The organism is Bacillus sp. FSL M7-0307, assembly GCF_038627835.1.
GTDB classification, from domain to species: Bacteria; Bacillota; Bacilli; order Bacillales; family Bacillaceae; genus Bacillus; species Bacillus altitudinis.
The window spans coordinates 1,065,452-1,077,698 of sequence record NZ_CP152023.1 but is presented as its reverse complement, the minus strand read 5'-3'; the positions used below and the strand labels follow the sequence as shown (position 1 = coordinate 1,077,698).

The 12,247-nt window shown below is 41.9% G+C and carries 12 protein-coding genes; 3 read left to right on the top strand and 9 right to left on the bottom strand.

Annotation, left to right across the window (positions count from 1 at the left end; translation table 11 throughout):
• Nucleotides 1-214 precede the first annotated feature (214 nt).
• A complete protein-coding gene (locus MHI41_RS05410; RefSeq protein ID WP_017360201.1) occupies nucleotides 215-751 on the top strand; it encodes a serine O-acetyltransferase in 537 nt (178 codons plus the stop codon).
• A 180-nt stretch (nucleotides 752-931) separates the two neighbouring features.
• Here MHI41_RS05410 and MHI41_RS05405 read toward each other — a convergent pair whose 3' ends face one another.
• The 3 genes from MHI41_RS05405 to MHI41_RS05395 form a co-directional block, all read right to left on the bottom strand.
• Nucleotides 932-1,207: a hypothetical protein gene (locus tag MHI41_RS05405; protein ID WP_035392471.1), complete on the bottom strand. Its 276-nt coding sequence runs from the start codon at nucleotides 1,205-1,207 to the stop codon at nucleotides 932-934.
• A gap of 63 nt (nucleotides 1,208-1,270) precedes the next feature.
• Nucleotides 1,271-1,831: a GNAT family protein gene (locus MHI41_RS05400; RefSeq protein WP_017360203.1), complete on the bottom strand. Its 561-nt coding sequence runs from the start codon at nucleotides 1,829-1,831 to the stop codon at nucleotides 1,271-1,273.
• Nucleotides 1,832-1,845: 14 nt separating this feature from the next.
• On the bottom strand, nucleotides 1,846-2,712 hold the full coding sequence (locus MHI41_RS05395; protein WP_050827129.1) for an AraC family transcriptional regulator: 867 nt from the start codon (nucleotides 2,710-2,712) through the stop codon (nucleotides 1,846-1,848).
• A 113-nt stretch (nucleotides 2,713-2,825) separates the two neighbouring features.
• On the opposite strand from MHI41_RS05395, the gene MHI41_RS05390 reads away from it, so the two are divergent.
• Nucleotides 2,826-4,202 carry an MATE family efflux transporter gene (locus tag MHI41_RS05390; protein WP_212356537.1) on the top strand — a complete coding sequence of 459 codons (1,377 nt, stop codon included), beginning with the start codon at nucleotides 2,826-2,828 and terminating at the stop codon, nucleotides 4,200-4,202.
• A gap of 81 nt (nucleotides 4,203-4,283) precedes the next feature.
• On the opposite strand, the gene MHI41_RS05385 is transcribed toward MHI41_RS05390, so the two are convergent.
• From MHI41_RS05385 to asnB, 4 genes are all read right to left on the bottom strand, one after another.
• A complete protein-coding gene (locus tag MHI41_RS05385; protein WP_342494616.1) occupies nucleotides 4,284-5,123 on the bottom strand; it encodes a phytoene/squalene synthase family protein in 840 nt (279 codons plus the stop codon).
• Entirely contained in the window at nucleotides 5,116-6,591 is a 1,476-nt protein-coding gene (gene crtI, locus MHI41_RS05380; RefSeq protein ID WP_342494615.1) for a phytoene desaturase family protein, read from the bottom strand. Before crtI (MHI41_RS05380) ends, MHI41_RS05385 begins: the two co-directional genes overlap by 8 nt.
• Nucleotides 6,588-8,105 carry a phytoene desaturase family protein gene (gene crtI / locus MHI41_RS05375; protein WP_008348593.1) on the bottom strand — a complete coding sequence of 506 codons (1,518 nt, stop codon included), beginning with the start codon at nucleotides 8,103-8,105 and terminating at the stop codon, nucleotides 6,588-6,590. The genes crtI (MHI41_RS05380) and crtI (MHI41_RS05375) overlap by 4 nt, the downstream gene beginning before the upstream one ends.
• Before the next feature lie 147 nt (nucleotides 8,106-8,252).
• Complete coding sequence (gene asnB / locus MHI41_RS05370) at nucleotides 8,253-10,094, bottom strand: asparagine synthase (glutamine-hydrolyzing) (RefSeq protein WP_024720029.1); 1,842 nt, start codon at nucleotides 10,092-10,094, stop codon at nucleotides 8,253-8,255.
• A 155-nt stretch (nucleotides 10,095-10,249) separates the two neighbouring features.
• Here asnB and MHI41_RS05365 point away from each other — a divergent pair, with 155 nt between their 5' ends.
• The gene (locus MHI41_RS05365; RefSeq protein WP_008348597.1) at nucleotides 10,250-10,777 is read left to right on the top strand and encodes a DUF2777 family protein; all 528 of its coding nucleotides are present in this window, start codon (nucleotides 10,250-10,252) and stop codon (nucleotides 10,775-10,777) included.
• Nucleotides 10,778-10,815: 38 nt separating this feature from the next.
• On the opposite strand, the gene MHI41_RS05360 is transcribed toward MHI41_RS05365, so the two are convergent.
• Together MHI41_RS05360 and MHI41_RS05355 are read right to left on the bottom strand one after the other, a co-directional pair.
• A complete protein-coding gene (locus MHI41_RS05360; RefSeq protein WP_007499115.1) occupies nucleotides 10,816-11,184 on the bottom strand; it encodes a YisL family protein in 369 nt (122 codons plus the stop codon).
• A gap of 91 nt (nucleotides 11,185-11,275) precedes the next feature.
• Nucleotides 11,276-12,181 carry a fumarylacetoacetate hydrolase family protein gene (locus MHI41_RS05355; RefSeq protein ID WP_019743345.1) on the bottom strand — a complete coding sequence of 302 codons (906 nt, stop codon included), beginning with the start codon at nucleotides 12,179-12,181 and terminating at the stop codon, nucleotides 11,276-11,278.
• Nucleotides 12,182-12,247: the final 66 nt, after the last annotated feature.

Below are 12,247 nucleotides of genomic sequence, written 5' to 3'. Positions count from 1 at the left end.
GGCGATATAACGTTTGATGATGAAAAGTGTTGAAAAAAATTACAAATCAATTCTCCTGGTTCTTTTGCTCTATGCGTTGTAGCTCCCTTGTTTGATACGGGACGGCCGAATGAAATGAATGTAGTAAAACAAAAAATGAACGTTATTTTATCTTGATATAAATGGTTATGATGGTATAATTTCTCTGAAACGAAAGGGAATCGAGGGAGATCTGATGATTTTAACGAAGCATGACCTTCACCACTACTTGGCACAAGATCAGAAAGCACTTGCCATCAATCGAAAAAGACCAAAGTGGCTTGGGGATGATATTTGGAAATATCAAAGATATTTACGAAAATATGAGTACTATACGAATAGCGGTGCTACGTTACGCAAATGGTTTTATCGTTACTTACATAAAAAGAAAGGCATGCAGCTTGGCTTTGATATCCCAATTGGTGTATTTGGACCTGGGCTCAGAATCAACCATACTGGGCTGTTGATTGTGAACAAGCATGCCAAAATCGGCGCGTTTTGTGATATTCATCAAGGTGTGAATATCGGTCAAAACCATCATGAAAAAGATGTGCCCGTCATCGGAGATCATGTATGGATCGGCCCTGGCGCTAAACTGTTTGGAAACATTTATATTGCGAATCATATTTCCATCGGAGCAAATGCTGTAGTGAATCGCTCCTTTCATGAAGAACGGATTGTCATTGCAGGTGTCCCTGCTCAAAAAATAAAAGAAAAAAGCCCTTCTTTATGAAGGACTTACTTGATCAAAACAGTGAGCCACATGAGATAAAATAAGATGGTTAAACATGAGGATCATCATGCCTGAGCCCAACACCTTTTATCCTTATGATGCTATGGCGCCATCAAACCATCAATCGGTAGCAACTTGAAGTGAAAAAAATCACCTATGATGTATGTGCAGCCGTACTCTCTAATTTGCGTTGGAGTACCCGAAGACCAGCATGAGGAAGTACAAGACAAAGACGAGGATGGCAATCGCATAGATGAAAATGGACACAATCAGTACTGTCCAGCCCAACCCTTTTCTTCCTGTTTGAATGAGATATATTCCAAGTGTAAAGAGCCCGAGTAAAAGGCCTAAGATGGCCCATAACCATTTATTTTTCCCGTGTTTTGGTGCATCAACGAATAGGTAGATTGCGACTAATATGGATACAAACCAACCTGTAATCCATTTCACATTCATCCGCCACCCTTCTTTTTCAATTTATTTAATCTTACTATACTTTTTTCCTAATCTTAAAAATAACTATTCAAATGAATGGTGTGGAAGGCTTTGCCATTCTTCTCTCAGCATGCCATACCGCATCGAATCATAATACTCCCCTTGATAGTAACGAACCTTACGCAGTCTTCCCTCAAGGATAAACCCGCATTTCTCTGCGCAACGCATCATGCGTTCATTTCCAGACCAGGTGGTCAGACCGATGCGTGGGATATCGATGTGTGAAAAGAGTTCATCGATCCATAGACGCAATGCCTTTGTTCCAACGCCCCCATTCCAAAAACGTGAGTCATAAATAAGAATCCCGCACTCCAGCCAGCGTGTGCGTTCATTCTCCCAATAATAAGAAACTGTGCCCTTTAATTCACCTCCTACATCAATGCCAAATAGTTTTGGCAGGACAGATTCATCCTGTAAATAGCGTTTTTTAAATGCAGCAAGCGATATGTCATGTTCAATAAAATACGGTGCATTCCACTTTCGATAGGCCTGGTCTGGTGCTTTAAACCTTAAATGCCATACCACTTCTAAATCGGTTTCGTCTAATGGACGTATGCTCACAATCTCTTCTTTTTTTCCTTTCATCTGTTCACGTTCCTTTACTTTGTCGTTCTTTTAGCAAGATGACGATACTCGATAGGCGTCATGCCTTCATTTTGCCGAAACAGCTTTGAAAAATAAGTAGGGTCATCAATGCCTACATGTTCTGCAATGAGAGCTATTTTTTCATTCGTTGAAGCAAGCAGGCTTTTGGCTTTTTCGATTTTGAGTCGATTGATGTACTGGCTCGGCGTCAGTCCGTACACGGTCTGCATGCACCTTGTCATGTAATCAGGATGATAATGAAGAATCTCTGCCAGCTTCTCCATCTGTAATTTTTGCGTAAAATGACGTTCAAGATAGTAAACCACTTCTGAAGCGACAGTCTCCTTTGCACTTGGAATATGAAATGCTTCTTTTTGTAAATGGATGAGCATTTCCTCAAATTGAAGCTGCTTTTTGAGCTGAAGTTCAGACGCATCATCATTTAAAGCGCGCATCGCTAAAAGATGCTTCTGTAGCACGCTTCCCCCTTTCACTTTTCCTTTTCGGGGCAGACGAAATTCATAGCTTGCTGCTTTTTCAAAAGTGGCTTGATTTTGCTTCATGTCAAACCAGTGTTCTCTCGGCCGATCTGTAAACTCAAATGGATCAATTGAGAAATGCAGCCACTCATAAAGTGTTTCTTCTTTGCATGGCAGATGTCCACCATGGGCAAGTCCCGGTGATAAGATGATATATTCTCCCTCTTTTACGTGATGAGGCACCTCGTCTTCTGTGATCCATAGTTCCCCTTTCGTGACATAAAGAAGATCAAATACGGTGAAAATTCTGGAGATATGTCGTTCTCCTGGATGGAATACACCTTTGCCTGAAGCAATATAGACTGGAAATGGCGGTACAGTAAATGTAATAAACGGACCCATATTCATCCCCTTATGAAGTCGGATTTCTCCAATAAGTTTCGGTTTCATCTCTTCTTATTATAGTCGATGCAAGGTACACTATAAATCGGATTTATACGAAAGAAGGCGATGTGATGAAACCACAAGCACTGACAATACAAAAGGTTCAAGCCAAAAGTGAAAAATCCCACCCTTCATTATTTGCATTAACTTGGCCTATTTTTATCGAAATCTCTTTATATATGCTGATGGGCAGCGCAGATACACTGATGCTCAGCCAGTATTCTGACAATAGTGTTGCCGCAGTAGGGGTTAGTAATCAGCTATTAAATCTATTGATTGTGATGTTCAGCTTCATTACGACTGGGACGACGATTGTCATTGCGCAGCTTTTAGGAGCGGGCCGCAAGCAGGAAGCGACCCAAGTTGCCTATGTATCACTAGGCACCAACTTCCTCATTAGCTTTGTGATCAGTCTTCTTATGTTTGTGTTAGCCGTGCCCATCCTGCATATGATGGGATTATCAAGCGAGCTAATGCCAGATGCAACCGTCTTTTTACAGATTGTCGGCCTGCTTTCTTTTATACAGGCGCTCATTATGACCTATAGTGCTATTTTAAAAAGCTATGGATTCACGAGAGATACGATGTATGTCACCATCGGTATGAACCTGTTAAACGTTGCTGGTAATTATTTGGTCATCTTCGGACCATTTGGCTTCCCTGTATTAGGTGTCATGGGTGTTGCTCTTTCCACATCATTTGCACGGTTGATCGGTCTAACTGCCATGATCCTCATTGTTCGACACCGAATTGGATTGCAGTTTTCATTCAAGCAAATGTTTTACATCCAGCGAACGCATTTAAAAAAACTGCTAAAAATCGGCATTCCTTCTGCTGGAGAACAGCTTTCTTATAATGGCTCTCAAATGATTATTACGCTGTTTATCACATTTATGGGCACGCAAGCACTGGCAGCAAAAGTCTATACCCAGAATTTGATGATGTTCATTATGTTATTTGGTGCCGCCATTAGCCAAGGAACGCAAATCTTAATTGGGCGCCTGATCGGGGCGAAAGAATTTGATGCGGCCTATCGAAGATGCATGAAAAGCTTATACTGGGCCATTGCCATCTCGCTTCTTTCTTCTACTGCTTTATCTTTATCATCGACGCATTTACTTACTTTTTTCACTAGCAACAGTGAGATCATTCAAATCGCGAGCCTCCTCCTCATATTGACGATTATTTTAGAGCCTGGACGTTCTTTTAATATGGTCATCATCAACTCCTTGCGGGCAGCTGGTGACGCGAAGTTTCCAGTCTATATGGCGATGATTTCAATGTGGGGCATCGGCCTTCCGATCGCTTATTTATTAGGCATTCAACTTGAGATGGGCCTGATCGGGGTTTGGATTTCTTTTATCGTGGATGAATGGGTAAGAGGCATCTTTATGTATAGGCGGTGGCGTTCAAGGGTGTGGACGGAGTATCGGTTTACTTCCACATAAAAAGGACTGCGGGTGCAGTCCTTTCAGATTGTTGACAAAGGGCTAAAACGAACTTTATTTTATCCCTTTGTCTTCTTTTCATTACGTAATATCTTCTAAAATAAGTGCTTTTTCTTGTGTTGAAATATATGACCGCTTCGTAAAGACGCGGTATTCGTTTTCTCTAGTTTTATCTAGAATAGCCTTATAAAAGTGAGCAGCTGCTTTCACCGGTATCCTTGAATAAAGTGGGAATTCATGGAGATGGTCAAAAAATTCCTCATAGTACGCCTCTGCCTCAAACGCAATATATTCCCATACGTGCTGGAAGGCTTGATTGACGATCCCTTCTTGTAATTCTTGCTCTGTATACCCAAATTGATCCATGACTTGTTTTGGCAAATAAATGCGGTTCCTTTCCGCCTTATCCTCACCAATGTCTCGAAGTATATTGGTCAACTGCATGCCAATCCCAAGGGAAATCGCTGCTTCTTTTAGCTGTTCTTTTTTACGCGGTGCAATGATCGGAAGCAGCATTAATCCAACTGTACTTGCGACATGATAGGAATAGATGAGCAGTTCATCTAACGTTTCATATCGATGCTGCTCTAAATCCATCTCCTGTCCTCGCAGCAGGTCACGGAATGGGGCTTCATCCATACGAAACTGTTGAAATGTATACTCCAGCGCCACCCACATTGGATCATCACGATCTACTTCTCCTAGCAAGAAACGATCAAATGCCTCCTGAAAAGACGTCAGTTCTTCCTTTGGTGAAGGAGACTCATCTACAATGTCATCCGCTCTCCTACAAAAGGAATAAACAGCCCAAACAGCCTGTCTTTTCTTTTTAGGCAGCATGGAAAAGGCACGATAAAACGTTTTTGAATGGGTTTGAATGGTCTCTTCACATATTTTCAATGCTGTTTGCACATCAACCACTTAGCTTCACTTCCTTTCTGTTGTTCAGATCTTTAAGCAGTACAGAAGCCATGAGCTTTGCACTTTGCATCACGATCGGTACCCCGCCGCCGGGATGGATGGAAGCACCTACCGCATATAGATTGTCTACCTCTGCAACCTTTACTTGCGGGCGGAACACACCTGATTGAAACAAATTAGGAGCGAGGCCAAAGCTGCCGCCTTCAAACAATCCTTCTCGCATTGAATCATTCGGTGTTCTCACCTTTTGCCAGACAACCGCCTCTCGCAGCTGCGGAAAGCCTCTTTTCTCAAGACGCTCCACCATTTTATCCACAAAGTCTGTCTCTTGTTCCCAGTTGATGTGATCTCCTGAAGGAACAGGAATGAGCATATATAGGACACTGCTGCCTTCTGGGGCAAGGGATGGATCGATGGTCGATGGATTAAACGTATAAAATGATGGATCTTGAGGTATCGTTTTCGTTTGGAACACCTCTCTCATATGCTGATCAAAGTGTTCTCCCATGAAAAATTGATGAACAGGTGCTTCATCGTATACTTTGTTTAACCCTAGATACACCATCACGCAGCCGGAGGATGGAACGTATTTACGCCGGTCTTGTTCACCTAAACCAAGCTGTTTTAACGCCGCTGGATAATCTCCGTTCATCACAAATGCATCAGCTGCTATGTGTTCATCATTTATTTTTGCCTTGACCACACGTTTCCCCTCAAACTCAAGTTGTGCGACTTCTTCACTTTTTCTTATGTTTACACCCGTCTTTAAGAGCTGTCTCTCCAATATATCTACTAAACTCGCATATCCGCCTTTTAAATAGTAAATTCCATGTGCGTGCTCACTATATGAAACAAGCGAATAAATGGCAGATGCTTCATACGGATTTCCTCCGACATAGAGGGTTTGAAGTGCATATGCATCTCGGAGGCGCTCATCCGAAAAATATTTTTTGAGAGAACTTTGAACGGTTCGATATGCTTTTAATTTCATTAAAATCTTCATGTTCGCTTTTGTAAAAAAGGTTCGTTTTTCATGAAATGATTTTTCTAGAAAAGCTTGCTGCCCTTCTTGAAACCGATCCGTCATTTCTTGCATAAATTTTAAATATCCCTGTTCTTCCTTTGGAAATACACGTTTGATTTCTTCTAGTTGTCGCCGTGTATCAGAGTATTTCGTGTAGGAGGTTCCATCTTGATAGTGGATCGTATACAGCGGATCGAGCTGCAAGAGATCAAGAGATGTTTCATCAATGCCTACGTCATGTAAAATGCCTTTTAACATATCAGGAAGTAGGACAATGGTCGGACCTTCATCTACTTTATATCCTTTCTCACGTACAAAAGCAAGTCTCCCGCCGAGCCGTTCATTTTTTTCAACAAGGGTGACATCATGTCCAGCTTTTTTTAAATAGAGAGCTGAGATCATTCCGCCAATACCGCCGCCAGCAATCAATATATGTTTTTTCATGAGGCGCTCCCCTTTTCTTCATGTGGCACTCTTTTGTGCGTATGTTTCTCTTTTGACAGAATCGCATTTGTCGTGATACGCGCTGATTCTAAAATGGTTGGCAATCCGCTCCCTGGGTGGGTTCCTCCACCAACGAGCCAGCAGTGTTTCAACTCATCAAATTCATTATGCGGCCTGAGTACCATCATCTGCGTCAACTGGTGACCAAGGTTAAATGTAGCTCCTTCATACACGTACAGCTCTTCTTCCCAATGCTTCGGCGTGATCATCCGCTCGACTTCGATATGCTGCCTGATATTCTTAAAGCCCGTTTTCCGCTCCAGTGTATCCAGCACAAGCTCTCTAAATTCTTCTTGATGCGCTTCCCAGTCAATACCGCTTTGATTATTGGCAACGGGTGCTAACACATAAAGAGCGGACTTGCCTTTTGGCGCAAGCGAATCATCTGTCACACTTGCATTTTGAATATAAATGGACGGATCATCCGGCAGCTCAAAGGTTTTCGTAATTTCTTTGACGAACTTCGCATAGTCATCGGAAAAAACGATGGTATGATGCGGCTCATCATATATCGTATCTAAACCTAGGTACAGCATAAAGGTGGAGCATGAGAATTTTTTCTTTTTCAGTTTCTTCTCGCTATATTTCTTTAAAAGACCCGGCTCTACAAGCTTTGTCATCACGTGTGCAAAATCACCATTTACGACGACCTCATCTGCCTGTATTTCTTCACCAGTTTCTAAGCGAATGCCCTTCACTTTCCTGCCTTCCGTCAGCAACTTCTCAACTCCAGTTGATAGATGAAGGGTAGCCCCAGATTCAACAGCTGCCTTTGCCATCGCTTCTGACAGCTGATTCACTCCGCCTTTCGGATGATAAACGCCTGTGTCATGCTCCATAAAGGAAAGAATTGAGAACGCTCCTGGGCATTCCCAAGGTGACATCCCTAAATATTTTGATTGGAATGTAAAGGCATATTTCACTGATTCATTTGAGAAATAATCCGACAGCACATCATATAAGCTTTTATTTAATGAGAGCTGAGGAAGTGCTTTTATGACTTTTGGACGCAAATAATGATGGAAACGATCCATTTTACTTTGTAGAATCGGCGTTAGGCGGTCCATTTTTCGTTTTGTGTCATTCATAAAACGTACATACCCTTCGCCCTCACCAGGTGCAAAGGCTTCTAGTCGTTTGTACATTTCGTCTCGATCTCGAATCATATCAAGCTTCTCATCTTGAAAGATTAATCTATACATTTCTTTTAATTCAATCACATCTATATAATCATAGAGATTTTTACCGGCAAAGGTGAATAGTTCCTCTGCAATATGAATCATACTGAGAAAAGTAGGACCTGTATCAAACGTGAAATCACCAAGTTGAAACTTAGAGTTACGTCCGCCAACAAAGGACTGTTTTTCATATATATGAACATCATGTCCTTTGCTTTGCAACATCATAGCTGCTGCAAGTCCCCCTGGTCCTGCTCCGATCACAATGATTTTCATTATCCTTTTTCCTCCAAATTAATTCACTTTAAGTTAATTATACAAATTAAAACTGTTAGTTCAACTTTTGATGTGCTCTAAAAGTCTCATGTTATGTATCAAAAAAGCCGACTTCCTTTCAACAAGTGCAAGAAAGCCGACCCTTTGTTATGCTTCTATATCAATTCGATATGTTTCAAACCAATGATGAATCTGTGCCAAATGGGCAATGAGCTGTGGGCCTTTCATTAACTGACCATACCAAGGGACCTGGAAAGAAGCCCCTTCCGTTTCAATCAGCTGTTTTAATTGATGTGGATCTAAAAATTCATGAAGCACAGAATCCTTTTGCGCGAGACAATCTGTTAACATCTCTTTTACCGCCTGAGTATAAGCAGGATGATGTGTTTTCGGATAAGGGCTCTTCTTGCGATAAAGCACTTCATTCGGTAAAATTCCCTCTAATGCTTTCCTCAAAACCCCTTTTTCCCGATTTCCATACATTTTCATTTCCCAAGGAATATTCCATACATACTCAACAAGACGATGATCTGCGAATGGTACACGTACCTCAAGGCTCGCCCCCATGCTCATACGATCTTTTCGATCCAGCAGTGTTGTCATAAACCAAATCATATTTAAGTAAAAAAGTTCTCTTCGGGCTTTATCTACTCCGGTTTCTCCATCTAAAAGAGGGGTTTCTGCCACGGTTTCTTCATATTTGCTTTGCGCATATTCCTTCAGTGATAATTTCTTTTGCCATGAGTCTTGAAGAAGCTGAATGCGTGCTTCCGTTGATCTCATCCACGGAAATCCATTGGTTTCGCTTGCCATGTGAAACCATGGGTAACCTCCAAAAATTTCATCTGCACATTCACCTGATAAACCAACAACAAAATCCTTTTTAATTTCTCGGCAGAACCATAGTAAGGAAGAATCAATATCTGCCATCCCCGGCAAATCTCGCACTTCAACCGCTTCTTTCAAATAAGAAGCCAGCTCTTTTTGCCCGATGATACAGCTGTGATGATTCGTTTGAAACGCTTTGGTCATTCGATCAATCCACGGCCCGTCAGCATTGGGCTGGAATTGACTTGCTTCAAAGAATTGATCATTTCCGTCGTAATCAACGGAATACGTATGCAGCGGGGCTTTCCCTATTTTCTCAAAGTGCTTGGCGGCAATGGCCGTAATGGCACTAGAATCCACTCCGCCCGATAAAAACGTACATACAGGCACATCAGAGACGAGCTGTCTTGTAACGGCATCCGTAAAGAGTTCCTTCACGTGCTGAGCGGTGTCATCAAGCGAGTCTGTATGCTGCTTGCTTTTGACATTCCAGTACCTCCACACACGCAAACCATCTTTTGAAAAGGTTAGGGCATGTGCCGGCCTCAGCTCTTTCACCCCTTTAAATACGCCTTGCCCTGGTGTTCTAGACGGCCCTAGGCCAAAAATTTCTGATAAGCCTTCATGATCGACTTTGGCTTTCATCTCAGGATGAGCCAGAAGTGCTTTGATTTCTGAACCAAACAAAAAGGAATGATGACGTTCTGTATAGAAAAATGGCTTGACACCGAGCCGGTCTCTCGCTGCAAATAATAATTCACGCTCACTATCCCAAATGACAAATGCAAAAATTCCATTAAAATGGGTCACACACTCTTCCTTCCATTCTGTATAGGCGTGAAGAAGAACCTCTGTATCAGAATGCCCAAGAAAGCGGTGCCCCCTTTTGAATAATTCTTTTCGTATATCCTCCGTGTTATAGAGTTCTCCATTGTATACCACCGTATAATCATGGTGTTGATGGGTATATGTCATCGGCTGCTTTCCGCCTTCAACATCGACAACGGCTAACCGTTTATGGCCGAAAAGAACGTGCTCACTTTTCCACGTATTTGTATCATCCGGCCCTCGTTTAGATAATGTATCTGTCATTTGATTGATTACATGATCCTGTTGGATGAGCTGCTTTTTAAAGTCTGCCCAGCCTGTTATTCCACACATCATCATCAGCTCCCATCCGTTTTTCATCAAGTGTTCTCATTTAGCCTTTCTTAGTTTATGCATCGTCTCCTTGATAGTTGATTTGTCCTTTTTTCCCCTGTGTATAGGACAAGCTTCATTTGGTAAGAAAAGAAAGAGGAAAGGAGGTTTTGCGAATGGAGAACCGCATGACCTATCTTCAGCAAAACCACCCAAAATGGTGTAACGGGTACTTACTGATGGAAAACGGTCATTGTCTGATTGAAGACGAAGAAGGAGACATCATGCTGCCTGAAAGCCTTCAAAGTTCTATGATCTGTTTGAAAGAAAAGGATCGATGGACAAAAGGAGAATTGCTCGGGTCTGTCGTTCTTTGTGATAATGGGAAGTTGATGGAGGTAAAAGGCGGTGAACGCATTCAATATACAGCGTCTCTTTCTAAAGGATGGCTTGATTTGCTTATGTTCGTACCAGAAAGCGTCTTTTATCAGATCATTGACCATGTAGAACAGCTTGGCTTTTCCGTCTATGATTGTGTCTTCTCTTCCTTCCATCCTTCTCATCGCGTGTCTTTTTTTCAGTTTTCAGGAGACATGCAATCACTTGCCCTTCAATGCCACCATCATTCGGGTACAAATCAAGTTCAATTGGAATGGACGACATCTGACGGTCACCGGCTGATGTCTCAGTTTGATCTCACATAAAAAGGGCACTGCTTTTGATAAGCAATGCCCTTTTTATCTTAAAAGATATGGAAACCGATCGGCAGACGTAAGCCTAGAAGAATGGTCACAATGGCAACCACGATAAAACCAATGAATACACCCGTCACCGATTTTCCTTTTTTCTTGCGTACAAGGACCATTTCCATGAAACCAATCACAAGAATACCAAGTATCATTTTTCCAACATACTCGCCCCCGTAACCCGGGATTTTCATTCCTGTGCGAACATACAGCTCTACGCCTGTTGCAATAATAATCAAGTAGAACAGTCTTACGATCATATGCACAATTTTAGCGCCTTTATCGTTTTTACCTGCTAATGCAAAGGCAACGAAAAATAAAATAATACCTAGCACCCACGCTGTAATATGTAAATGTGTTCCCATTTGTGATTTCCCCCTTTATCAGAACAATTTCCTTCTCATCGTACCACGAAATAAGTCGAACACAAAGCGACAATCCTGTGTCAACACGCCTTTATTTGACGCGATTTGATAACGTCCCAATTGGTTCAATTGTTACTTCAATCTGATCGCCTGAGGCTAAAAATTTTGGCGGTTCAAAACCTTTGCCGACTCCAGAAGGTGTACCTGTTGCAATGATGTCTCCCGCTTCCAGCGTCATCCCTTTTGAAAGAGTTGACACAATGTCTTCAATTGGGAAGATCATTAATTCCGTACTGGCAGACTGACGAACCTCTCCGTTTACCTTTGTTTCCACATGGAGTGCTCCATGATCCTCGATCACTGACTTGTGAACGATATAAGGTCCCATTGGACAAGTTGTATCTAAGCTTTTTCCTATGAAAAATTGTTTGTGTTTTTTCTGCAAATCTCTTGCCGTTATATCATTTAAAATGGTGTAACCGAAAATGTAATCGCGGACCTCTTCAGGAGCAATATTCTTTCCTGTTTTGCCAATGACAATGGCAAGCTCCCCTTCGTAATCCAATTCACTTGTCACATCTTCATGGAGAAGAATGTCCGCTTCATGCCCTACAACAGAGGTAGGCGCCTTTGTAAAGATCATCACGTCTTTAGGAATATCTGCCGCACTTCCCATTTCCATGACGTGATCTTGATAGTTTTTCCCAACACACATGATGTTTTTCGTTGGTTTTGGAATCGGTGCATGGAGTGTCACGTCCGAAAGCGGATAGACATAAGACCCGCGGTCTTCTTCTTTTTTCTCCGCCCAATCAAGAAGCTGTTTGACGTGTTCGACAAACTTGTCCCCCATGTTAATGCATTCAGATAAAGAGTTTGGCAATGTCTCCAGCTCAAATAGTTTTGCTTCTGCCTTTTTGACGTCCATTACCCATTCATCATCAATGACGACCCCGATAAACAATCTGTTATGTATCTCACCTGTAAAAAACTTCATGTCTTCCCCTCACAATCTTCATTTCACTACATTATGATGTCTCATTTTTATTTCTCTACGAAATAA